The organism is Streptomyces sp. NPDC024687 (assembly GCF_055559055.1).
The window spans coordinates 118,456-142,026 of record NZ_JBVHLJ010000005.1; the positions used below are offsets into that span (position 1 = coordinate 118,456).

A 23,571-nucleotide genomic window follows, 5' to 3' on the forward strand; every position below is an offset into this window, starting at 1 on the left:
GACAAGTGCCTCCCGTCCCGCAAGGGCCATTAGGGTGAGGTCATGCCAGCGAGCTATGCGTATCTCGGCCCTGAGGGGACCTTCACCGAAGTCGCGCTCCGGACGCTTCCCGAGGCGGCGACCCGGCAGCTGATCCCGTACGTGTCGGTGCAGTCCGCGCTGGACGCGGTGCGCGCGGGCGAGGCCGAGGCCGCGTTCGTGCCGATCGAGAACTCCGTCGAGGGCGGCATCACCACCACCCTCGACGAACTGGTCGCGGGTGCCCCGCTGGTGATCTACCGCGAGGTGCTGCTGTCGATCACCTTCGCGCTGCTGGTCAGGCCGGGCACCGAACTCACGGACATCAAGACGGTCTCCGCGCACCCCGCCGCCCAGCCGCAGGTGCGCAACTGGCTGAAGAAACACCTCCCGGACGTCCACTGGGAGTCGGCCGCCTCGAACGCGGACGCCGCCCGGCTGGTCCAAGAGGGGCAGTACGACGCGGCCTTCGCCGGCGAGTTCGCGGCCGCCCGGTACGGCCTCCAGGCGCTGGAGACCGGGATCCACGACGCCGAGAACGCGCAGACGCGGTTCGTGCTGGTCGGCCGCCCGGCCCGGCCCGCCGCACCCACCGGAGCCGACAAGACGTCCGTCGTGCTGTGGCAGCGCGACGACCACCCCGGCGGACTGCGCGACCTGCTCGGCGAGTTCGCCACCCGCGGCATCAACCTGATGCTGCTCCAGTCCCGGCCCACGGGCGCCGGCATCGGCAACTACTGCTTCTGCATCGACGCCGAGGGCCACATCACCGACCGCCGGGTGGCGGAAGCACTGATGGGGCTGAAGCGGGTCTGCCACGAGGTGCGTTTCCTCGGTTCGTACCCGCGTGCGGACAAAGAGCCGGCGGAGCTGCGGGCGCCGCTCGTCGGCACCTCGGACGAGGAGTTCGTGGCGGCGTCGGACTGGGTGGCCCGGTGCCAGGACGGCCGTTTCTAACCGGTCCTACCTGCAGATTTTAGTTATCCACAGGAGTTATCCACAGGTCCGCTTCTCGACCTGGGGACAAGTCGACAACAAAAGGTGACCCTGTCGACAAATCGCCCCTCAAGGCCCACTCGTGTCCACACGCACGCAGGTCACCCTTCGTCCACTGTTTTCCTTTAGGTAATCCTTTGGGGTGACCACTTTCCACTCGAAAGTAGCGGTAGAAGTGGGTTTGCGATGGGAATCCTCGGTGTGATCCTCAGGTTTCGACGTGATCAATTCCGAAATCCACAGATCCTCCGCACACCCTGTGGATAACTTCTCGAGGGGTGTGGATCCCTGTGGACAACGGCACGCCAAGTCCCTGCCCGCACAAGGGAGTCGAGTCAACCCGGCCCTCCACGCATGCTTCTTGCCGGGGACCCCGGACGCCTTTTATTGACACGCTCCGCAATTCACCCATAACGGCACGTAAGCGATGATTCGGTACGGCTGGGAATAGTGAGTCGTAGGCCCTGTCCCCGCACCGGTAGCCTTGACCGCGTGATTGACCTTCGCCTGCTCCGTGAGGACCCCGACCGAGTGCGCGCGTCCCAGCGCGCCCGTGGAGAGGACGTCGCCCTCGTCGACGCCCTCCTGTCTGCCGACGAGCGGCGCAGGTCGTCCGGCGTCCGCTTCGACGAGCTGCGTTCCGAGCAGAAGGCGCTCGGCAAGCTCATCCCCAAGGCCACTCCGGAGGAGCGCGCCGAGCTGCTCCAGAAGGCGGAGCAGCTCAAGACCGACGTCAAGGCCGCCGAGGCCGCGCAGAACGACGCCGACGAGGAGACCAAGCGCCTCGCGTCGCAGCTCGGCAACCTCGTCCACCCCGACGTCCCCGTGGGCGGCGAGGAGGACTTCGTCGTCCTGGAGACGCACGGCACCATCCGCGACTTCGGCGCCGAGGGCTTCGAGCCCAAGGACCACCTGGAGCTGGGCGAGGCGCTGGGCGCCATCGACGTCGAGCGCGGCGCCAAGGTGTCCGGCTCGCGCTTCTACTACCTGACCGGCGTCGGCGCGCTCCTGGAGCTCGCGCTTGTCAACGCGGCGATCGCCCAGGCCACCGCGGCCGGCTTCACCCCGATGCTCACCCCCGCGCTGGTCCGCCCGCGCGCCATGGAGGGCACCGGCTTCCTCGGCCAGGCCGCGGAGAACGTCTACCACCTGGAGAAGGACGACTACTACCTGGTCGGCACCTCCGAGGTCCCGCTCGCCGCGTACCACATGGACGAGATCCTGGACGCCGACAAGCTGCCGCTGCGCTACGCCGGCTTTTCGCCGTGCTTCCGCCGCGAGGCCGGCACCTACGGCAAGGACACTCGGGGCATCTTCCGTGTGCACCAGTTCGACAAGGTCGAGATGTTCTCCTATGTCGCCCCCGAGGACGCGGAGAACGAGCACCAGCGGCTCCTGGACTGGGAGAAGCAGTGGCTGACCGGTCTTGAACTGCCGTTCCAGGTCATCGACGTGGCCTCGGGCGACCTCGGCGCCTCCGCCTCCCGCAAGTTCGACTGCGAGGCGTGGATCCCGACCCAGGGCAAGTACCGCGAGCTGACCTCGGCCTCCAACTGCGACGGCTTCCAGGCCCGCCGCCTGTCCGTGCGGATGCGGGACGGCAAGAAGGTCCAGCCGCTGGCGACGCTCAACGGCACGCTGTGCGCCGTACCGCGCACGATCGTGGCGATCCTGGAGAACCACCAGCTGGCCGACGGTTCGGTACGGGTGCCCGAGGTGCTGCGTCCGTATCTGGGCGGCCGGGAGCTGTTGGAGCCGGTCGCCAAGTGAGCCAGTCCTTTCCGTACCGGCTGGTCGCGACCGACCTCGACGGCACGCTCCTGCGCTCCGACGAGTCGGTCTCCCGGCGCACCCGTGACGCGCTCGCCGCGGTCACCGCGGCGGGCGCCGCCCACATCGTCGTGACGGGACGCGGGGTCCCCTGGACCCGGCACATCCTCGACGACCTCGGTTACGACGGTCTCGCGGTCTGCGGGCAGGGCGCGCAGGTGTACCACGCCGGTGAGCACCGTCTGCTGACGTCGGTCACGCTGGACCGGCAGCTGGCGGGCGTGGCCCTCGCGAAGATCGAGGCGGAGGTCGGTCCGCTGTACCTGGCGGCGAGCCGCGACGGCCTCGACGGCGACGTGCTGGTCGGGCCGGGCTACGCGGTGACGGGTGCTCTGCCGTCGATGCCGTTCACGGACGCGTCGGATCTGTGGGCCGCCCCGCTGAACAAGATCTACGTGCAGCATCCCGAGCTGTCGGACGACGAACTGGCCGAGGCGGCGCAGCGGGCCGCGGGTGGCTTCGTCACGGTCGCGATGTCGGGTGAGGGCATCGTCGAACTGCTCCCGCTGGGCCTGTCGAAGGCGACCGGTCTGTCCCTGGCGGCCCGCCGCCTGGGGCTGAAGGCCGCGGACACGATCGCCTTCGGCGACATGCCCAACGACATCCCGATGTTCGCCTGGGCGTCCTACGGCGTGGCGATGGCGGACGCCCACGAGGAACTCAAGGCAGTGGCCGACGAGGTGACGTCCTCCAACGAGGAGGACGGGATCGCGGTGGTACTGGAGCGCTTGCTCGGCTGACGGCTACGCGGCGTCCGGCGAGCCGAGAAGCTCGTCAAACCAGAACACGGGGCCGGGCCGCCGAGGGGCAGGGCCTGGCTGTGCCGGAGTGTGTACGGGGTGGTGCCCGGCTCGGCCAGGAGCTCCTCGAAGGCCGACGGGTGCACGGGTTCCTACGGCGGGACGCTGCCTGTGCTGCACCGAAGCTCGTCGAAGGCCGACACCATTTGCCGGTCCCACTGCGGCGCGTAGCCCGGCCCAGGTTTAGGACCTCGGCGGAAGCCCACGCGTGTACGGGGGCCTACTGCCGCGTGTTGCCCGGCTCGAGCCGGGAGTTCGACGGAGGCCGGTGCCATCGCCGGCCCCACCGCGGCGCGCTGCCGGAGGCCGAGTTGGTCCGGTGATCACGCGGCAACCGGCCCGCCCACCGCAGCGCTCCTCGACCACGTCCTTGACGGTGGCCGCCTGCACGGGCAGGTTCCCGGGCCGCAGAAGCTCAGCCCCCTGACTGGATCGACGGCCGCGGCAACACCGAGCCGAAACGACCGGCTATCTTGACGTACTCGGGCCGATAAACCCGGCCCAGTCCCAGTGACAACGTCTCGCGGAGGATGCACGAATCGAACGTGCGCGGGCTTTTCAGGCCCGACCACGGCTTAGCAAGCCGGTGCCTTACCACTCGGCCAATCCTCCGGGTGGGCGGCCTCACGCGAGAGCGACATCGCGTGCTCGAAGCGGCCGCCCCGGGCTACCTGCGGGTGGACTCGACGGTGGCGTAACTACACCGGAGTTCTCCGCGGGCTGCCCTGGCGGGAGCTGGACGTACTGTCGTGCATGGACATCGTCCGACTCCTCCCCAGAACGTGGCGCCGGACCGTCGTCCGGCGGTGTGGACAACAACCACTCTGCCGGTACGCCGAGTTGGGCGCCACCGATTAAATACGGCCGCGTGTTCGAACCTACCGGCGCCGCCACCGCCGTCGGCGCTTGCTGAAGAACCACCCGGCAGGCGGCTCGTCGGAGCGCCAGGGCTGCGGTTCGGGCTCCTCGTCACGCCAGCGCGCCGCCAGCATCCGGGCACGGGCAGACGGCTCGGTCGTCCCCGCGGACCGTATGAAGTCCTCGTCCAGGACCAGGTCGTCCCAGTCGTCTGCCATGCCCGTTCCCTTCGACTCGCAGCCGGACCTTCCCCTGTGCCCAGTGTGGCCGGACAACGATGAAGTCCCTGTCAATAAGCGGGATGTCAGCGCTACTTGAGGGCGCCTACTCCTCGCCCGCCAGCGTCAGCGACCGCAGCTTCTGTCCCGCGTACCAGGTCGCGAGGACGGTCACCACGACCAGCAGCACCGTGGCCGTCGGCAGCCCGACGTCCGAGGTGACCAGGTCCCCGCCGGCGACCTTGTGGGCAACGGCCAGCGACCACTGCTGGACGCTCAAGGTCCTCGCCCCGGCGACCAGGGACCCGAACAGGGCCTCCCAGACCAGCGCGTAGACGAGCCCGAAGACCACCGCGTGCCGGGACACCGTGCCGAGCAGCAGGAAGAGCGCCGCGTAGGCGATCGAGGAGACCAGCGCGGCCACCGTGTAGGCGACGGCGATCTGCTGGCCGTTGCCGTTGAGGATGAAGCCCGCGATCAGCGTCGGCAGGGCCGAGAACACCATCGTCACGGCGATCGCCACGATCAGCTTGGTGAAGATGATCGTCGGCCGCTTGACCGGCTTGGACAGCAGGTACACCACCGAGCCGTCGTCGATCTCCGGGCCGATCGCGCCGGTTCCCGCGATGACACCGATGATCGGCACCATGGTGGCGAGCGCGAGCCCGCCCAGCAGGTCGGAGGCGGTCTGGTCGTCGGCGCCGACCAGCGCGCGCACGATCACGGAGATCACGATCAGCAGCAGGGGCAGGGCGCCCAGGATGAGGGCCCGGCGTCGGCCGAGCAGGGCCCGGTAGGTGAGTCGGGCGACTGTGGGGTCGTACATCTTGGCCTCCTACGCCGCGACGAGATACGAGAAGACGGACTCGAGCGACTCGTCGGACGGCGAGACCGTGAGCAGCCGGATGCCGTGGTCGCGCGCGACCTTGGGCAACAGCGTGGTGAAGCGGCCGAAGTCGACGGCCTGGATGCGCAACGCGCCTTCCGCCAGGTCGACTTCGATGCCGGACGTCGACGGGTCGGCGATCAGCGCGGCCGCGAGGGCGCGGTCGTCGCTGGAGCGCACCAGGTAGCGGTGCGGGCGGTCCGTCATCAGGCGGCGGATCTTGCGGAAGTCGCCGCTGGCCGCGTGCCGGCCCGCGACGACGACCTCGATGTGCCAGGCGAGCTGCTCGACCTCTTCGAGGATGTGCGAGGAGAACAGCACGGTGCGGCCCTCGTCGCCCATGCGCCGCAGCAGGTCCATGAGCTGCATGCGCTGACGCGGGTCCATGCCGTTGAACGGCTCGTCGAGCAGGAGCAGCGAGGGCTCGTGGACCAGGGCGGACGCCATCTTCACGCGCTGGCGCATGCCCTTGGAGTACGTCGAGATCTTGCGGTCCTGCGCGTACTCCATCTCGACCGTGGCCAGCGCCTTCTGGGCGGCCTTGGCGCCGAGTCCGTGCAACTCGGCGTTGGCGACGACGAATTCGCGGCCGGTGAGGAAGTCGTACATCGCCTCGCGCTCGGGGACGATGCCGATGTGCTTGTAGATCGCCTCGTTGCGCCACACCTGCTGTCCGTCGAGGGTGACGGTGCCGGTGGACGGGGCGAGGAAGCCGCCCATCATGTTGATGAGGGTGGACTTCCCGGCGCCGTTGGGGCCGAGGAGGCCGGTGACGCCGGGGCCGATCGTCATGGTGATGTCGTTGACGGCGACCACGTTGCCGAACCAGCGGGAGACATGGTCGATCTGGAGCGTGGTCACAGTCCCACCTTCTTGTAGCGGCGCATCAGGAGGCCGTAGCTCGCGGCGATCAGACCGAGTACGGCCAGGACGTAGACCACGCCCTCGCCGTTCGACGGGCCGACCGCTCCCGGGAACGCCGAGCTCGCGCCGAGGAACGCGGACTGCAGTCCGTCGATGAGCGTGATCGGCGAGAACAGGCCGATCCACGGGACGGCACTGGAGCTGCCCTGGGCGTCGGCGATGGCCTGGAGGGTGGAGACCGCGCCGTAGGAGATGGTCATGACGGCGATGACGGCAGCGATGCCGAAGCCGCGGCGCGGGGTGACCGACGCGATGACCAGGCCGATACCGGCGAAGAGCAGCGAGAGCAGCGCCACCGAGACGAGTCCCTGCCCGAACCCCTTGGTCTGGTCGGTGAAGTCCAGCTTGGCCAGCAGCGCGCCCACATAGAGCACGACCAGGGGGGCAGCGGTGAGGATGAACATCGCGGAGGCCAGCGCCGCGTACTTCGCGCGCACGTAGTCGGCGGTCTCGATGGGCCGCGAGAAGTACAGCGGCACGGTCTTGAAGCGCAGGTCGCGCGAGACGGACTGAGGGGCCTGCGAGGCGACGTACAGGCTGATGACGGCCTGCATGATGATCGCGTAGCGGGTGTAGTCGACGGGCAGGTCGTTCGCCTTGGTGGCGACCGCGACGGCCACCATGATGGCCGCGGGCACGCACATCACGACGAACAGCAGCATCGGCAGCACCTTGGACTTGACCGAGCGGCCGAGACCGTAGGCACCGCGCAGGGACTGCGAGTAGAGCGAGCGGGTGGCGTAGGAGCGGCCCAGGCGAGGGCCGTCGTAGGTGCGGTAGCCGATGTTGTGGATGCGGGTCTGGTCGCCCGAGGGGGCGGTGACAGGGTGCTCAATTGCCATGTCCGACGGCCTCCTTCCGGTGCGCTGTGTCGCTCGAGCCCGCGCTCGAGTCCTCGTTGGTGAAGACTTCCGAGATGTGGTGCCTGCGCTGCTCCATGCGCACCAGGCCGAGGCCGAGGTCGGCGACGACGTCCCGGACGACGTCGTAGGTGTCCTCGCCCTGTGCGGTCAGCAGCAGGACGTGGCCGGCGCCCGGCAGACCGCTCCGGGAGTCGAGGACCTCCACCCCGCGCGCGTGGAGCGCCTCGCGCACCGCGCGGGTGCCGTCCGGGTGCTCGTCGGTGTCGGTGACCTCGACCGCGAGGGTCGTCGTGATCTGGGTGAAGTCGGTGGTGGAGCTGGAGCGCAGGAGCTTGCCGCCGTCGATGACGACGACGTGGTCGCAGGTGCGCTCCAGCTCGCCCAGCAGGTGCGAGGTGACCAGGACCGAGATGCCGAAGTCCGTGTAGATGCGGCGGATCAGGCCCAGCATGTCGTCGCGGCCGACCGGGTCGAGGCCGTTGGTCGGCTCGTCGAGGAGGACCAGCTGCGGGTCGTGCACCAGGGCCTGCGCGAGCTTCACGCGCTGCTTCATGCCGGTGGAGTAGCCGCCGATGGGGCGGTAGCGCTCCTCGTAGAGACCGACATGGCGCAGGGTGTCCGCGGTGCGCTCGCGGGCGGCGGTGGGCGGCAGACCGGACATGCGGGCCATGTGCACGACGAACTCGGTGGCCGAGACGTCGGGCGGCAGGCAGTCGTGCTCCGGCATGTAGCCGACCCGCTCGCGGATGGCGGCGCCCTTCGTCGCGACGTCGAGCCCGAGCACTTCGGCACGGCCCTCGGAGGCGGGGGACAGACCCAGCAGGATCTTGATCATGGTGGACTTGCCGGCTCCGTTGGCGCCGACGAGTCCGGTAACACCGGGTCCGACGTCCAAGGAGAGCCGGTCAAGCGCGGTCACCCGGGGGAACCGCTTGCTCAGGCTTTCGGTCGCGATCACAGTCACGTCATAGACGGTAGTGATGCGGACCACTCAGGTCGTCACTCCGTAGAGCTGCATCGGCATCAGACTCCAGATGTACGGGCACCTAAGGGTCACCCTGAGGTCTCACTCACCCTCTTGACGCAGCCTCTGATGACTGTCACATTCGCCAGTGTCACGTTACGGACACGTACCGCAGTCGACGGGGACGAGGCGGCATGACGACGGCAGTGAACAGCGGACTCTCCACCCGGTTGCGGGGATTCCGGCAGGTCCAGCGGCTCGCGTACGAGTGCGCGGAGGCGGTCGCGGCCCGGCTGGAACCCGGCATCACCGAGCGGCAGGCCGCCCGGATGCAGCGCGCATGGCTGCGCGAGCGGGGCGTACGGGACTGGTTCCATCTGCCCTTCGCCTGGTTCGGGGACCGCACGGCGTTCACGGGCTTCCGCGTCCCGCTCCAGTTCTTCCCCACCGACCGCCGCCTGGAGCCCGGGATGCCGTTCATCCTGGACATGGCCCCGATCTACGAGGGATACACCGCGGACATCGGCTACTCCGGCTCGCTCGGCGGCAACCCCGTCCAGGACAGGCTGATGGCCGACCTGGAGGCCCACCGCGAGCTGATCCTGCGCGAGGTCCGCGAGCGACGGTCACTGCGCGAGATCTACGAGGACGTCGACCGCCTCATGGTCCGCCAGGGCTACGCCAACCGGCACCGCGCGTACCCCTTCGGGGTGATCGCCCACAAGATCGACCAGGTCGAGCAGCGCCGCTGGACACCGCATGTGTTCGGGTTCGGCACCCAGTCCCTCAAGGGTCTGGCGGCCGACGCGCTGCGCGGTCACCGTGCGGGCTGGTCGCCCCTGTGGTCGCCGTACCGCTTCTCCGACCACCCGCCGCAGCCGGGCCTGTGGGCGGTCGAACCCCACCTCGGCTTCCGGGGCACCGGCGCCAAGTTCGAGGAGATCCTGGTCGTCACCGACTCCGAGGACCCCGAGCAGAGCGCCTTCTGGCTGGACGACGATCTGCCGCACGTGCGGCGCTGGGCGGAGGAGAAGTGACCTTGCTCGAAGGTGCACGCGAGCGCCGGGTACGGACCGGCGGCGTCGACCTGTGCGTGGCCGAACTCGGCGACCCGGGGCAGCCGACCGTGGTCCTGGTGCACGGCTACCCGGACAGCAAGGAGGTCTGGTCCGAGGTCGCCTCCCGGCTCGCCGGCCGCTTCCACGTCGTCCTCTACGACGTCCGAGGCCATGGCCGCTCGACGGCCCCGAAGCCGCTGCGCGGAGGGTTCACCCTGGAGAAGCTGACGGACGACTTCCTGGCCGTCGCGGACGCCGTCAGCCCGGACCGGCCCGTGCACCTGGTCGGACACGACTGGGGCTCGGTGCAGGCCTGGGAGTTCGTCACCGTCCGGCGCACCGAGGGCCGCATCGCCTCCTTCACCTCGATGTCCGGACCCTCCCTCGACCACTTCGGCCACTGGATCGCCGGCCGCCTCAGGCGCCCCACCCCCCGCCGGGTCGGCCAACTCCTCGCTCAGGGCGCCAAGTCCTGGTACGTGTACGCGCTGTACACCCCCGTCCTGCCCGAACTGGCCTGGCGCGGCCCGCTCGGCAGGGCCTGGCCCCGCATGCTGGAGCGCGCCGAGAAGGTCCCCGCCAATGGCTACCCGACCCCCTCGCTGCCCACCGACGCCGCCCACGGCGCCTGGCTGTACCGGGACAACGTCCGCTCCCGGCTGCGCCGCCCGCGCACCGACGCGTACGCACACGCGCCCGTGCAGCTCATCACGCCCCTGGGGGACGCGTTCCTCTCGGAGAAGCTCTACGACGGCCTGGAGCAGTGGGTACCACAGCTGACCCGGCGCACCCTCCCCGCCAAGCACTGGATCCCCCGCTCCCGGCCCGACCAGCTGGCGGCGTGGATCACGGAGTTCGTGACGTCCGTCGAAGGCGGCCGGACCGCTGCCTCGGCTACCGGGAAGTACGCCGACCGGTTCGGCGGACAGCTCGTCCTGATCACCGGCGCGGGCAGCGGCATCGGGCGGGCCACCGCGTTCGCGTTCGCCGAGGCCGGTGCGCGCGTGGTGGCCGTCGACCGGGACGCCGAGTCCGCCGCCCGCACCGCCGAACTGTCCCGGCTGCTCGGCGCCCCCGAGTCCTGGGCGGAGACCGTCGACGTCTCCGACGAACAGGCCATGGAGAAGCTCGCCGACAAGGTCGCCGCCGAATACGGCGTGGTGGACGTCCTGGTCAACAACGCCGGCATCGGCCTCGGCGGCTCCTTCTTCGACACCACCGTCGACGACTGGAAGAAGGTCCTCGACGTCAACCTGTGGGGCGTCATCCACGGTTGCCGCCTCTTCGGCAGGCAGATGGCCGAGCGCGGACAGGGCGGCCACATCGTCAACACCGCCTCGGCGGCCGCCTACCAGCCCTCCAGGGCGCTGGCCGCCTACGGCACCTCCAAGGCCGCCGTCCTCATGCTCAGCGAGAGCCTGCGCGCGGAACTGGCGGGCCGGGGGATCGGTGTCTCGGCGATCTGCCCCGGCTTCGTCAACACCGGCATCACCTCCACCGCGCGCTTCGCGGGCGTCGACGCCGAGGAGGAGAAACGCCGCCAGAAGCGCACGGCACGCCTCTACAAGCTGCGGAACTACCCGCCCGAGAAGGTCGCCGACGCGATCCTGAAGGCGGTCGTGCGCAACCAGGCCGTCGTACCGGTCACCCCTGAGGCCCGCGGCGCGTACGCCCTGGCCCGGTGGGCGCCGAAGGCACTCCGGGCGATCGCACGGCTGGAGCCGCCGCAGTGAGCCACCGGATCGCCCCGCGCCGAGTGGCCTTCGACTGGTCCCGCACTCCCCTGCACTGGATCCCCGACGAGCCCACCGCCACCCACGTCATCAACGTGCTGCACCTGCTGCTGCCGGCGGGGGAGCGCTGGTTCGTGAAGGTCTTCAAAGAGGCACTGCCGCTGGTCGGGGACCCCGAACTCCTGGCCGACGTCAAGGGGTTCATGGGCCAGGAGGCCACGCACAGCGTCCAGCACACGCACGTACTGGACCACCTTGCGGCGCAGCGGCTCGACACCGCCGCCTTCACCAAGTACGTCGACTTCCTCTTCCAGCGTCTGCTCGGCGAGCGCCCACCCTTCAACGCGCCCGTCCCCGCGCGCGAGTGGCTGCGGTTCCGGCTGTCGGTCGTCGCCGCTGTCGAGCAGTTCACGGCGGTGCTCGGCGACTGGGTCCTGGCCGCCGACGGCCTCGACCGGGCCGGCGCCGACGAGGTCATGCTCGACCTGCTGCGCTGGCACGGCGCCGAGGAGGTCGAACACCGCGCGGTCGCCTTCGACATGTACCAGCACTGCGGCGGCACCGGCACACCCCGCTACGCCCGCCGGATCGCGGGCATGGCGGTGACGGCCCCGGTGATGCTGCACCTGTGGGTACGGGGGACGGCCTACCTGATACGCCACGATCCACAGCTGGCCGGGCGGCTGCGCTACACCCTCAAGGAGCACGAGAAGGCCGTACGAAAGGGTCTGCTGCCGGCCTGGCGGGAACTGGGCGCGGCCGTACCGCGATATCTGCGGCGGTCCTACCACCCCTCGCGGGAAGGGTCGTTGAGCCGTGCGGTGGAGTATCTGAAGCGGTCACCGGCGGCGAGGGCGGCCTCGTGAGCGACACCCCTGCCTACCGGATCGAGGACCTCGCCCACCTCAGCGGCGCCACCGTCCGCACCATCCGCGCCTACCAGGACCGCGGACTGCTCCCCCGCCCCGAGCGCCGCGGCCGCGCCAACCTCTACACCGACACCCACCTCGCCCGGCTGCGGCAGATTGCCGACCTCCTCGACCGAGGCTACGGCCTGGCCTCCATCAAGGAGCTCCTGGAGGCCTACGACTCCGGCCGCGGCCTCGGCGGGATCCTCGGACTGGTCGCCGAGGTCGACGGCCCGTGGACCGACGAGGAGGCCGTCCGGATCTCCCGCGCCGAACTGGACACACGCTTCGGCGGCATCCCCGACGAGGCCGCCGTCGCCGAGGCGGTGGAGCTCGGTGTGCTGGAGCCGGTGCCCGGCGACGAGGACTCCTTCCTCGTGCCGAGCCCCCAAGAGCTCGCCGTGGCCGTCGAGTTGCACGCGGCCGGAGTCCCGCTCTCCGCGATCTCGGACCATCTACGGGAGTTGAGGGGTCAGGTCGAGCACATCGCCGCCCGCTTCCTGGAGTTCACCACCGAGCACGTCTTCGCCCGCTACCTGCAAGGACCGCACCGGCCGACCGACGCCGACGCCACCGAAGCAGCCTCACTCGTACGACGGCTGCGGCCCCTCGCCCAGCAAACCGTGGACGCCGAACTCGCGCGCGCGATGCGGCTGTTGGCGGTACGGCAGCTGCGGCAGCACCTCGACCCCGGGAAGGCGCCGGATGGGGGTGGGGCGTCACGTTCCGTGGCCGTGCCCGAGGAGACGATGCGGGCGGTGGAAGGGCTGGTTGGGGCTGAGCAGGTGGCGGAGTTCTTTGTACTGGCGGCTGAACGGGAGGTGCGCGCAAGGAGGTTGGATGCGCTCACGTCAAGTGGGCATCCCCCAGTCGATCTTGACGAAGAGGGCTGACATGACAGGGAGTTGTCCACAGAAACGCCAAGTAGCCTGTGGATAACTACACTTGGTTGTGGATCAAACATCCGGGCCAAAATCATTCGCGTGATTCACGTCTCTCCCGGCACCCTGGCGGGATGAACGAGAACAAGCCACGCGAGAGGGACGAGAGACGCACCGTCAAGGTGTCGAAGTACCTCTCGAAGCACCTGCGCCACCAGCCCAAACGGATCGGGCTCACGCTCGACGAGGCCGGCTGGGTCGAGATCGACGTGCTGATCGCCGCGGCCGGCGCGCACGGCTTCCGCATCACCCGGGACGAGCTGGACCACGTGGTCGCCGCCAACGACAAACAGCGCTTCGCGATCGACGGCACCCGCATCCGCGCCAGCCAGGGCCACAGCATCGACGTCGACCTCGGCCTGCCACCGGCCACTCCGCCGCCCTACCTCTACCACGGGACCGTGGCCCGCCATCTGGACGCGATCCGCGTCGAGGGACTGCGCCCCATGAACCGGCACGACGTGCATCTGTCCGCCGACCGCGAGACCGCGACCCGGGTCGGCGCCCGCCGCGGCCGTCCCGTCGTGCTCTCCGTGGACGCGGGAGCCATGCACCGCGACGGCCACGTCTTCCACGTCAGCGCGAACGGGGTGTGGCTGACCCAGGCTGTGCCACCGCGCTACCTGCGGCTTCCCGAGTCGCACTGAAAGTCGCGCTGAACGTCGCACGGAACCCGGTGGGAGATGATCGACACCATGGACAACGGCAGGGACCACCTCCCCACCACCGAGGCCGCCGTCACCGCCCTCCGTACCCTCGCCGCCGAGTACGGGCTCTCCATCGAGGTGACCCACGACATCGGCGCCGACCAGACCTCCCGCCGCAGCGCCGCGGGCGTCGGCGTCACCACCGACCCGGACGGCACCCTGCCCCACGAGGCCTACGTCGAGCTCGGGGGACGGCCCCGGGTGGATGTGCGCCTGTTCCCGGACGACGACGCCCTGATCACCGTCGACGGAGTCGAATGCCCCGACGTCGCCCGCGACGACGTCCCCGCCTTCCTCCGCGCCCTCTACGAAGGCCACGCCTGGGTGAAGGCGCGCCGCTTCCCGCCCAGCCATTTCCTGATGGTGCCGCTGCCGGGCGACCGCGTGCACAAGGAGTTCATCCCGGTCGGCCTCAGCCCCTGGCTCAGCGATCGCCGACAGTGACCGTGTGTCACTGTTTCACGTGAAACACGGCCCGGCGCATACGCTCGGACACATGAGTCTGCGTCTGAGTACCGTGATCCTCCCCCACCGCCGCTGGAACGAGGGGGGCCGCGAGACATGGCAGCGCGCGGAACAGCTCGGCTTCCACACCGGATACACCTACGACCACCTGTCCTGGCGCACCTTCCGTGACGGGCCCTGGTTCGGGGCCGTTCCCACGCTGACCGGCGCCGCGGGCGTCACCGACCGGTTGCGCCTGGGCACCCTGGTGACCTCGCCGAACTTCCGGCACCCGGTGACCCTGGCCAAGGAACTGATCACCCTCGACGACATCTCCGGCGGCCGCGTCACCCTCGGCATCGGCGCGGGCGGCACCGGCTTCGACGCCACCGCACTCGGCCAGGACCCCTGGAGCCCGCGCGAGCGTGCCGACCGGCTCGCCGAGTTCGTCCCGCTGCTCGACCGCCTGCTCAGCGAGGACTCCGTGTCCTACGAGGGCGACTTCTACTCGGCGCACGAGGCCCGGAACATCCCCGGCTGCCTCCAGCGGCCCCGGCTGCCCTTCGCCGTGGCCGCCACCGGGCCGCGCGGCCTGAAACTCGCCGCACGCCACGGGCAGGCGTGGGTGACCACCGGTGACCCGAAGCTGTACGAGAACGGCACACCCGCGCAGTCCCTGCAGGCCCTTCGCGGCCAGGTCGACAAGCTCACCGACACCTGCGCCGCTCTCGGCCGGGACGTGAACACACTGGACAAGATCCTGCTCACCGGCTTCACCCCGGACCGCGGCCGCCCGCTGGAGTCCCTCGACGCGTTCGTCGACTTCGCGGGCCGCCACCGGGAGCTCGGTTTCACGGAGCTCGTGATCCACTGGCCGATCCCCGACTCGGACTTCGCCGCCGAGGAGAAGGTCTTCGAGCAGATCGCCATGGAGGCACCGGCACAGCTGGGCTGAGACGGCGGTACCGGGGCGGGTGCGGCCCGCCCCGGGTCATTCATGTCTCAGCTGTGCGGGCACCCGCGCGGTCGGTCGTGCGGGCATGTGCGGGAGAATGGGCGGGTGACCTCAGCGACTCGACAGCCCCAGACCCCGGCCGCCGGCATACCGCCGCGCCTGATCGCCACCGATCTGGACGGCACTCTGCTGCGCGACGACAAGTCGGTGTCCCCCCGCACGGTCGCGGCCCTCGCCGCCGCCGAGGATGCCGGCATCGAGGTCTTCTTCGTCACCGGCCGCCCGGCCCGCTGGATGGACGTCGTCAGCGACCACGTCCATGGGCACGGCCTCGCCATCTGCGGCAACGGCGCGGCGGTGGTCGACCTGCACGGCGGCCCCGGCGCCCACCGGTTCGTGAAGGTGCGCGAGCTGGCCCGGGAGAACGCGCTGGACGCGGTACGGCTGCTGCGGGACGCGGCAGCCGGCACGGTGTACGCGGTGGAGCAGACGTACGGCTTCCACCAGGAGCCGGACTATCCCAAGCTGCACATGGAGATCCCGGACAACCTCGCACCCGCCGAGGACCTGCTGGCCGAGGACGGTCCCGGTGCCGACGAGCCGGTACTGAAGATCCTCGCCTACCACCCCTCGATGGACCCGGACGCCTTCCTCACCCTCTCGCGCCTGGCCATCGGCGAGCGTGCCAACGTCACCCGGTCCAGCCCCAGCGCCCTGCTGGAGATCAGCGGACCCGGCGTCTCCAAGGCCAGCACGCTCGCCCTGTGCTGCGCCGAGCGCGGGATCTCGCACGAGCAGGTCGTCGCCTTCGGGGACATGCCCAACGACGTCGAGATGCTCACTTGGGCAGGACAGTCGTACGCGATGGGCAACGCCCACCCGGACGTGATCGCGGCGGCCTCGGGCCAGACCGTCGCCAACAACGACGACGGGGTGGCCGTCGTGATCGAGCGGATGCTGGAGCAGCTGTAGGTGAGGTCGTGGCTCGGCCGAGCCACGACCCACGCTCGGCTCAGCCGGCCGGCACCCCGCGTGCCGCCACCAGGAGCTCCGACTCCGCCTCCCGCTGGACCATCGTCCGCAACGGCCCCTCCACACCCGCCAACTCCGCGTAGGCACCCCGCTGCGCGACCCGCCCCTGGTCGAGTACGACGACCTCGTCCACCGACTCCAGTCCTGCCAGACGGTGCGTGATGAGGAGTGTCGTACGGCCCTCGGTGGCGGCCAGCAGATCGGCGGTGAGCGCGTCGGCGGTGGGCAGGTCGAGATGCTCGGCGGGCTCGTCCAGCACGAGGACGGGGAAGTCGGCGAGCAGCGCCCGGGCCAGTGCGAGCCGCTGGCGCTGACCGCCGGACAGCCACGCCCCGTGCTCGCCGACCAGGGTGTCGAGCCCGTCGGGCAGGCTCTCGGCCCAGTCGAGCAGACGGGCACGCCTCAGTGCGTCGCGCAGTTCCTCCTCGCCGGCGTCCTTCTTCGCGAGGAGCAGGTTCTCGCGCACCGAGCTGTCGAAGAGGTGGGCGTCCTGGGCGCACAGCCCCACCAGCCGCCGTACGTCGTCGCTGTGCAGCCCGTAGGCGTCCACGCCGCCCAGGGTGTAGGTGCCGGCCGCCGCGTCCAGGAAGCGCAGCAGCACCTGGGCGAGCGTCGTCTTGCCGGAGCCGGAGGTGCCGACCACGGCGATCCTCCGGCCCTGCGCGAGGGCCAGGTCGAGGCCCGCGAGCGCATCCCGGTCCTGCCCCTCGTGCCGCGCGGTCAGCCCCTTGAGGACGACCGGGAACGGCGAGGCGGGTGCCTGCCGGGCGTGCTCCGGCTCCCGTACCGGCTCGGGCGCGTCCAGCACTTCGTGGACGCGTTCCGCGCTCCGGCGCACCCGCTGGCGGTACTGCACGGCGAGCGGAAGCCCGAGGACGGCCTCGAAGGCTGCCAGCGGAGTGAGCACGACGACGGCCATGGCGACCCCGCCGAGCCGCCCGGAGGCGACCGCCTGGGCGCCGACGAGGGCGGTGGCGGTGACGGTCAGGCCGCAGATCAGGGCGGTGAGGCCGTCCCCGAGTGCGGTGGCGGTGGCGGCGCGGGAGGCGATCCGGGTGAGGACGCCGTCGGCCCGCCGTGCCTCCGCGGCACGGGCGGGTAGGGCGCCTGCGACGGTCAGCTCCGCGGTCCCGGTGAGGAGATCGGTCACGCGGGTCGCCAGTTCCCCGCGGGCGGGGGCGAGCCTGCGCTCGGCCCGGCGGGCGACGGCTCCCGTGAGAAGCGGGACACCGACACCGGCGGCCAGCAGGCCCGCGGCCAGCGCGGCACCGGCCTCCGGCAGCAGCCAGGCCGTGAAACCCACGGAGGCCGCCGACACCACGACGGCGGCACCGGCGGGCAGCAGCCAGCGCAGCCAGTAGTCCTGGAGGGCATCCACGTCGGACACGAGCCGCGAGAGCAGATCCCCCCGGCGGGCCGTACGCAGACCGGCGGGCGCCAGTCGCTCCAGGCGCCGGTACACGGCGACCCGGGTGTCGGCGAGCATGCGCAGCACGGCGTCGTGCGACACCAGGCGCTCCGCGTACCGGAACACGGCCCGCCCGATCCCGAAGGCGCGGGTCGCCGTCACGGCCACCATCAGATACAGCACGGGCGGCTGCTGTGAGGCTCGCGAGATCAGCCACCCGGAGGTGGCCATCAGACCCACGGCGCTGCCGAGTGCCAGGCTGCCGAGCAGCAACGCGAGCGCGAGCCGGCCTCGGCGGGGGCCGGACATGGCGCGGACGCGGGCGAGAACACTGCGCGCCTGTGCCGGAAGCTCGGTCGTCCCGGGTTCGCCGGAAGCGGGGCCGCTGTCCTCGACGGTGCGTACCGTGGGCGTCCTGGCCATTCCGTCCACCGGAGCCGGTGCCGGTGCCGCCGGCTCCGCCAGCCGCACCACCCGGTCCGCCAACCCGAGCAACGCCGGCCGGTGCACCACCAGCAGCACCGTCCGCCCGGCCGCCAGCCGCCGTACCGCCGCCACGACCTCCGCCTCGGTGGCTCCATCGAGCGCCGCGGTCGGCTCGTCCAGGAGCAGTACTGGCCGGTCCGCGAGAAACGCCCGGGCCAGCGCGAGCCGTTGCCGCTGCCCGGCGGACAGCCCGGCCCCGTCCTCGCCGAGCACGGTGTCGGCCCCCAGAGGCAGGGCGTCGACGAACTCCAGCGCCCCCGCGTCCGCCAACGCCCGCCGTACCGCGGTCTCGTCGGCGTCGGGGCGTGCCAGCCGTACGTTCTCGGCGATCGTCCCGGCGAAGAGCTGCGGCCGCTGCGGCACCCACGCGATGCGCGACCGCCACTCCTCCAGGTCGACCTCGGCGAGATCGGTTGCCCCGATCCGCACCCGCCCCTCGGCCGGCCGCACGAATCCCAGCAGGACGTTCAGCAGTGTCGACTTGCCCGCCCCGCTGGGCCCGACCAGCGCGACCGTCTCCCCAGGTGCGACCTCGAAGGAGACGTTGGTGACAGCGTCCCCGGAACGGCCGGGGTACCTGACCGTGACCTGCTCGAAGGCCAGCGCACCGGCGGGCACCGCAGCCGTACCCGATGCCGGTACCGGTGTCTCCAGCACCGCGAAGATCTCCTCGGCGGCGGCCAGCCCCTCCGCCGCCGCGTGATACTGCGCGCCCACCTGCCGCAGGGGCAGATACGCCTCGGGAGCAAGGATGAGGATGACCAGGCCGTCGTACAGGTGCATCTCGCCGTGGACGAGACGCATCCCGATCGTCACGGCGACCAGCGCCACCGAGAGCGTGGACAGCAACTCCAGGGCGAAGGAGGAGATGAAGGCGATGCGCAGCGTCCGCATGGTCGCCTGCCGGTACTCGCCGGTGATGCGCCGGATCGACTCGGCCTGTGCCTTGGCCCGGCCGAACACCTTCAGGGTCGGCAGTCCCGCGACGACATCCAGAAAGTGCCCGGACAGTCGGGACAGCAGCCGCCACTGACGGTCCATCCGGGACTGCGTGGCCCAGCCGATCAGCATCATGAAGACCGGAATGAGTGGCAGGGTCCCGACGATGATGGCCGCCGAGACCCAGTCCTCGGTCACGATCCGCGCCAGCACCGCCACCGGCACGACCACCGCCAACCCCAACTGGGGGAGATAGCGCGAGAAGTAGTCGTCGAGGGCGTCGACTCCCCTGGTGGCGAGGGCGACCAGTGATCCCGTCCGCTGCCCGCTCAGCCACCCGGGCCCCAGTGCGGTGGCCCGCTCCAGCAGCCGTCCCCGCAGCTCTGATTTCACTGCCGCGCTCGCCCGGTGTGCGGCGAGTTCGGTGAGCCAGGCGACGATTCCACGGCCGACGGCGACGGCCGCCAACAGCAGCAGGGGAGTGCGGAGTCCGGCGATCGTCAGGCCGTGCTGGAACGCGCCGACCACGATCTCGGCGACGAGCATCGCCTGAGCGATGACCAGCAGGGCCCCGACGCCACCCAGGCCGACGACGGCCACCAGGAAGCGGCGGGTGGCCCGGGTGTATCGAAGCAGGCGCGGGTCGATCGGTTTCACGTGAAACACACCCTCTTCTCAGGGGGCATGTTTCACGTGAAACATGCCCCACATCGGGCTCAGTGCGCGGCTTCGGCGATGTGCTGGGTGCCGATGCGCTTGCGGAAGACCCAGTAGGTCCAGCCCTGGTAGAGCATCACGAGGGGAGTTGCGATGGCCGCCAGCCACGTCATGATCTTCAGGGTGTACGGGCTCGACGAAGCGTTGGTGACCGTAAGGCTCCAGTCCGCGTTGAGCGAGGACGGCATGACGTTCGGGAACAGCGTCAGGAAGAACATCGCGACCGTGGCCACGATGGTGAGGCCGGACAGCGCGAACGACCAGCCTTCCCGTCCGGCCCGGTTGGCCGCCAGCGCGGCAACCAGGGCGGCGACAGCCACGACCATCGCGACCAGGCTCTTGCCGTCGCCCTTGTCGACCTGAGTCCAGAGCAGGAAGAGCAGTGCCAAACCGGCGGCCAACAGGCCGACCCAGCGTGCCAGCTTCCGTGCCCTCTCCCGGATCTCCCCCACGGTCTTCAGAGCCGTGAACACCGTCCCGTGGAAGGTGAACAGCGTCAGCGTCACCAGTCCGCCGAGCAGGGCGTACGGGTTGAACAGGTCCCAGAGCGTGCCGACGTACTCGAAGTGCTGGTCGATCTTCACCCCGTGCACGATGTTGCCGAAGGCCACGCCCCACAGGAACGCCGGGATGAGGGAGGTCCAGAAGATGGCGGTCTCCCAGTTGCGCTGCCAGTTCTCCTCGGGCCGCTTGGCCCGGTACTCGAAGGCGACACCGCGGACGATCAGGCAGATCAGGATGACCAGCAGCGGCAGATAGAAGCCGGAGAAAAGGGTGGCGTACCAGTCGGGGAAGGCGGCGAAGGTCGCGCCGCCCGCCGTCAGCAGCCACACCTCGTTGCCGTCCCAGACGGGACCGATGGTGTTGATCAGAACGCGCTTCTCGGCCCGGTCGCGGGCGAGCAGTTTGGTGAGGACACCGACTCCGAAGTCGAAGCCCTCCAGGAAGAAGTAGCCGGTCCACAGGACGGCGATGAGCACGAACCAGACGTCGTGAAGTTCCATGACTCGATCTCCCTCGGCCTAGTACGAGAAGGCCATCGGCTTGTCGGCGTCACTGGTGTCGCCGCCGATCTTCGTGGGCGGGTTGAGGTCGGCCTCTGAGAGCTCCGGCGGGCCGGCCTTGACGTACTTCACGAGCAGCTTGACCTCGACGACGGCGAGGATGGCGTACAGAGCCGTGAAGACGAGCATCGAGATGAGGACCTCGGCCTGGGAGACGCCGGGGGAGACCGCGTGCCGGGTCTGCAGGACGCCGTAGACGACCCATGGCTGGCGGCCCATCTCGGTGAAGATCCAGCCCCAGGAGTTGGCGATCAGGGGGAAGCCGAGGGTCCAGATCGCCGCGAGCCAGTAGAGCCTGCCGAGCTTGGGGCTGAGGGCCTTGTTCCTGAAGAGGACCAGATGCGGCACCTCGTCCTCGGCGACCCTCAGGTGCTGCGGGAGCATGAACTTCTTGCGGGTCAGCCAGAGTCCGGCGAGGCCGACGGCGAAGGACGTCATGCCGAAGCCGATCATCCAGCGGAAGGCCCAGAAGGTGACGGGGATGTTGGGCCGGTAGTCGCCCGGCCCGTACTTCTGCTGCTCGGCCTTGTTGACGTCGTTGATGCCGGGGATGTACGAGGTGAAGTCGTCGTTGGCGAGGAAGGACAACAGGCCCGGGATCTCGATGGCCACGCTGTTGTGGCCCTTCTCCACGTCGCCGTAGGCGAAGATCGAGAAGGGTGCGGAGTCCTGACCGTCCCACAGGGCCTCGGCGGCCGCCATCTTCATCGGCTGCTGCTTGAACATGACCTTGCCGAGCGTGTCACCGCTGATCGCGGTGAGCATGCCGGCGATGACCACGGTGACCAGGCCGAGGCGCAGCGAGGTCTTCATCACAGGGATGTGCTTCTTGCGGAACAGGTGCCAGGCCGCGATGCCGACCATGAAGGCGCCACCGGTCAGGAAGCAGGCGGCCATCGTGTGGAAGACCTGGGCGAGCGCGGTGTTCTGGGTCAGTACCGCCCAGAAGTCGGTGAGTTCCGCGCGGCCCTTCGCCTTGTTGATCCGGTAGCCGACCGGGTGCTGCATCCACGAGTTGGCGGCGAGGATGAAGTACGCCGACAGGATCGTGCCGATCGAGACCATCCAGATGCAGGCCAGGTGGATCTTCTTGGGCAGCTTGTCCCAGCCGAAGATCCACAGGCCGATGAAGGTGGACTCGAAAAAGAAGGCGATCAGAGCCTCGAAGGCGAGCGGGGCGCCGAAGACATCGCCGACGAAGCGCGAGTAGTCGGACCAGTTCATGCCGAACTGGAACTCCTGCACGATGCCGGTGACGACCCCCATCGCGATGTTGATCAGGAAGAGCTTGCCCCAGAACTTGGTGGCCCTGAGGTACTTCTCCTTCTCCGTACGCACCCAGGCGGTCTGGAGGCCTGCCGTGAGGGCGGCCAGGGAGATCGTCAGGGGGACGAACAGGAAGTGGTAGACGGTGGTGATGCCGAACTGCCAGCGCGCCAGGGTCTCCGGCGCCAGAGCCAGGTCCACGTCGCCGCTCCTTACCTCACAGGCTTGTGGAACAAATGCGGGTGAAGCGACCGCTTGTGAAAGCGTTCACATTCACAAGCCCAGTATGCCGCACCTGCTTTCGATAGCCGAAGGGGGGTCCCGATTACCGCGGGGACCCCCCTTGCCGACCTGCCCCGACCTGCGCTGACGCGCGGCCGGTGTGAGCTAGAACTCCTTGCGGAAGCCCTCCGCCGCCTTCAGGAAGATGTCGTTCGCCTCGGCCTCGCCGATCGTCACGCGCACGCCCTCGCCCGCGAAGGGCCGTACGACCACGCCGTGCTGCTCGCACACCGCCGCGAAGTCGACCGTGCGCTCCCCCAGCCGCAGCCAGACGAAGTTGGCCTGGGTCTCCGGCACCGTCCAGCCCTGGGCCCGCACCCCCTCCACCACACGATTGCGCTCACAGACCAGCGATCCGACCCGGCCCAGGAGTTCGTCCTCGGCGCGCAGCGAGGCGATCGCCGCCTCCTGTGCGAGCTGGCTCACCCCGAAGGGCACCGCCGTCTTGCGCAGCGCCGCGGCCACCGGCTCGTGGGCGATCGCGAAGCCGACCCTGAGGCCGGCGAGGCCGTACGCCTTGGAGAAGGTGCGCAGCACACAGACGTTCGGCCGCGTGCGGTACAGCTCCACGCCGTCCGGTACCTCGGGGTCCCGGATGAACTCGCGGTAGGCCTCGTCCAGCACCACCAGTACGTCACTGGGCACCCGGTCGAGGAACCGTTCCAGCTCGGCCCGCCTCACGACCGTGCCCGTCGGGTTGTTGGGGTTGCAGACGAAGATCAGCCGGGTCCGCTCGGTGATCGCGTCGGCCATCGCGTCCAGGTCGTGCACATCGCCCGCCGTCAGCGGTACCCGCACCGAGGTGGCACCGCTGATCTGCGTGATGATCGGGTACGCCTCGAAGGACCGCCACGCGTAGATCACCTCGTCGCCCGGTCCCGAGGTCGCCTGGACCAGCTGCTGGGCGACGCCGACGGAGCCGGTGCCGGTGGCCAGGTGGGAGAGCGGGACACCGAAGCGCTCGGACAGCTCGTTCATCAGACCCGTGCAGGCCATGTCCGGGTAGCGGTTGAAGGTGGAGACCGCGGCCGTCACGGTCTCCAGCACGCCCGGCAGCGGCGGGTACGGGTTCTCGTTGGAGGACAGCTTGTAGGCCACCGGACCGCCGGCAGCGGCGGGCTTGCCCGGCTTGTACGTGGGGATCCCCTCCAGCTCGGCACGCAGCTTGGGGCTTGTCTCGCTCACCGCAGTCCTCCTCATGACCACCGACGCATGGCGGCCGACTCCGGCAGCCGGCTTCCAATACTGCTCACTTTATGAGGATTGGGCCCCGC

General features: G+C 69.9%; 20 protein-coding genes and 1 tRNA gene. 11 read left to right on the plus strand and 10 right to left on the minus strand.

Features of this window, described 5'->3' with window-relative positions; translation table 11 throughout:
* Positions 1–42 precede the first annotated feature (42 nt).
* From pheA to ACZ39I_RS20685, 3 genes are all read left to right on the plus strand, one after another.
* Positions 43–975 carry a prephenate dehydratase gene (pheA, locus tag ACZ39I_RS20675; protein ID WP_467245815.1) on the plus strand — a complete coding sequence of 311 codons (933 nt, stop codon included), beginning with the start codon at positions 43–45 and terminating at the stop codon, positions 973–975.
* A gap of 531 nt (positions 976–1,506) precedes the next feature.
* A complete protein-coding gene (gene serS, locus ACZ39I_RS20680; protein WP_467245816.1) occupies positions 1,507–2,784 on the plus strand; it encodes a serine--tRNA ligase in 1,278 nt (425 codons plus the stop codon).
* A complete protein-coding gene (locus ACZ39I_RS20685) occupies positions 2,781–3,584 on the plus strand; it encodes an HAD family hydrolase (RefSeq protein ID WP_467245817.1) in 804 nt (267 codons plus the stop codon). Before serS ends, ACZ39I_RS20685 begins: the two co-directional genes overlap by 4 nt.
* A 584-nt stretch (positions 3,585–4,168) precedes the next feature.
* Here the strand turns inward: ACZ39I_RS20685 and ACZ39I_RS20690 are convergent.
* The 6 genes from ACZ39I_RS20690 to ACZ39I_RS20715 all read right to left on the minus strand — a co-directional run bounded on the left by ACZ39I_RS20690 (position 4,169) and on the right by ACZ39I_RS20715 (position 8,351).
* Positions 4,169–4,256: transfer RNA gene (locus ACZ39I_RS20690), tRNA-Ser, on the minus strand.
* 266 nt (positions 4,257–4,522) lie between these two features.
* Positions 4,523–4,777 carry an SGM_3592 family protein gene (locus ACZ39I_RS20695; protein ID WP_451472215.1) on the minus strand — a complete coding sequence of 85 codons (255 nt, stop codon included), beginning with the start codon at positions 4,775–4,777 and terminating at the stop codon, positions 4,523–4,525.
* A 49-nt stretch (positions 4,778–4,826) separates the two neighbouring features.
* Complete coding sequence (locus tag ACZ39I_RS20700; protein WP_266562505.1) at positions 4,827–5,546, minus strand: ABC transporter permease subunit; 720 nt, start codon at positions 5,544–5,546, stop codon at positions 4,827–4,829.
* A gap of 9 nt (positions 5,547–5,555) precedes the next feature.
* Complete coding sequence (locus tag ACZ39I_RS20705; protein WP_352391408.1) at positions 5,556–6,467, minus strand: ABC transporter ATP-binding protein; 912 nt, start codon at positions 6,465–6,467, stop codon at positions 5,556–5,558.
* Entirely contained in the window at positions 6,464–7,372 is a 909-nt protein-coding gene (locus tag ACZ39I_RS20710) for an ABC transporter permease subunit (RefSeq protein WP_352391409.1), read from the minus strand. Before ACZ39I_RS20710 ends, ACZ39I_RS20705 begins: the two co-directional genes overlap by 4 nt.
* Entirely contained in the window at positions 7,362–8,351 is a 990-nt protein-coding gene (locus ACZ39I_RS20715; RefSeq protein WP_352391444.1) for an ABC transporter ATP-binding protein, read from the minus strand. Before ACZ39I_RS20715 ends, ACZ39I_RS20710 begins: the two co-directional genes overlap by 11 nt.
* Positions 8,352–8,551: 200 nt before the next feature.
* On the opposite strand from ACZ39I_RS20715, the gene ACZ39I_RS20720 reads away from it, so the two are divergent.
* The 8 genes from ACZ39I_RS20720 to ACZ39I_RS20755 all read left to right on the plus strand — a co-directional run bounded on the left by ACZ39I_RS20720 (position 8,552) and on the right by ACZ39I_RS20755 (position 16,075).
* The gene (locus tag ACZ39I_RS20720; protein WP_467245818.1) at positions 8,552–9,394 is read left to right on the plus strand and encodes a M24 family metallopeptidase; all 843 of its coding nucleotides are present in this window, start codon (positions 8,552–8,554) and stop codon (positions 9,392–9,394) included.
* Positions 9,391–11,148, plus strand: coding sequence for an SDR family oxidoreductase (locus tag ACZ39I_RS20725; RefSeq protein ID WP_467245819.1), 1,758 nt, complete (start codon positions 9,391–9,393; stop codon positions 11,146–11,148). Before ACZ39I_RS20720 ends, ACZ39I_RS20725 begins: the two co-directional genes overlap by 4 nt.
* Positions 11,145–12,014: a metal-dependent hydrolase gene (locus tag ACZ39I_RS20730; protein ID WP_467245820.1), complete on the plus strand. Its 870-nt coding sequence runs from the start codon at positions 11,145–11,147 to the stop codon at positions 12,012–12,014. The genes ACZ39I_RS20725 and ACZ39I_RS20730 overlap by 4 nt, the downstream gene beginning before the upstream one ends.
* Positions 12,011–12,949 (plus strand): MerR family transcriptional regulator, encoded by a 939-nt coding sequence (locus ACZ39I_RS20735; RefSeq protein WP_467245822.1) that lies wholly within the window; start codon positions 12,011–12,013, stop codon positions 12,947–12,949. Before ACZ39I_RS20730 ends, ACZ39I_RS20735 begins: the two co-directional genes overlap by 4 nt.
* A gap of 122 nt (positions 12,950–13,071) precedes the next feature.
* Complete coding sequence (locus tag ACZ39I_RS20740; RefSeq protein ID WP_467245823.1) at positions 13,072–13,644, plus strand: RNA 2'-phosphotransferase; 573 nt, start codon at positions 13,072–13,074, stop codon at positions 13,642–13,644.
* Positions 13,645–13,680: 36 nt separating this feature from the next.
* Positions 13,681–14,148 (plus strand): hypothetical protein, encoded by a 468-nt coding sequence (locus ACZ39I_RS20745; protein ID WP_467245824.1) that lies wholly within the window; start codon positions 13,681–13,683, stop codon positions 14,146–14,148.
* Between the two features lie 52 nt (positions 14,149–14,200).
* Complete coding sequence (locus tag ACZ39I_RS20750; RefSeq protein ID WP_467245825.1) at positions 14,201–15,103, plus strand: LLM class flavin-dependent oxidoreductase; 903 nt, start codon at positions 14,201–14,203, stop codon at positions 15,101–15,103.
* A 105-nt stretch (positions 15,104–15,208) separates the two neighbouring features.
* Positions 15,209–16,075 carry an HAD-IIB family hydrolase gene (locus ACZ39I_RS20755; RefSeq protein WP_467245826.1) on the plus strand — a complete coding sequence of 289 codons (867 nt, stop codon included), beginning with the start codon at positions 15,209–15,211 and terminating at the stop codon, positions 16,073–16,075.
* 40 nt (positions 16,076–16,115) lie between these two features.
* Here ACZ39I_RS20755 and cydD read toward each other — a convergent pair whose 3' ends face one another.
* The 4 genes from cydD to hisC all read right to left on the minus strand — a co-directional run bounded on the left by cydD (position 16,116) and on the right by hisC (position 23,482).
* A complete protein-coding gene (gene cydD / locus ACZ39I_RS20760) occupies positions 16,116–19,625 on the minus strand; it encodes a thiol reductant ABC exporter subunit CydD (RefSeq protein WP_467245827.1) in 3,510 nt (1,169 codons plus the stop codon).
* 59 nt (positions 19,626–19,684) lie between these two features.
* A complete protein-coding gene (gene cydB / locus ACZ39I_RS20765) occupies positions 19,685–20,689 on the minus strand; it encodes a cytochrome d ubiquinol oxidase subunit II (protein ID WP_467245828.1) in 1,005 nt (334 codons plus the stop codon).
* An 18-nt stretch (positions 20,690–20,707) separates the two neighbouring features.
* A complete protein-coding gene (locus ACZ39I_RS20770; protein ID WP_467245829.1) occupies positions 20,708–22,216 on the minus strand; it encodes a cytochrome ubiquinol oxidase subunit I in 1,509 nt (502 codons plus the stop codon).
* 186 nt (positions 22,217–22,402) lie between these two features.
* On the minus strand, positions 22,403–23,482 hold the full coding sequence (gene hisC / locus ACZ39I_RS20775; protein ID WP_467245830.1) for a histidinol-phosphate transaminase: 1,080 nt from the start codon (positions 23,480–23,482) through the stop codon (positions 22,403–22,405).
* Between the last annotated feature and the right edge of the window lie 89 nt (positions 23,483–23,571).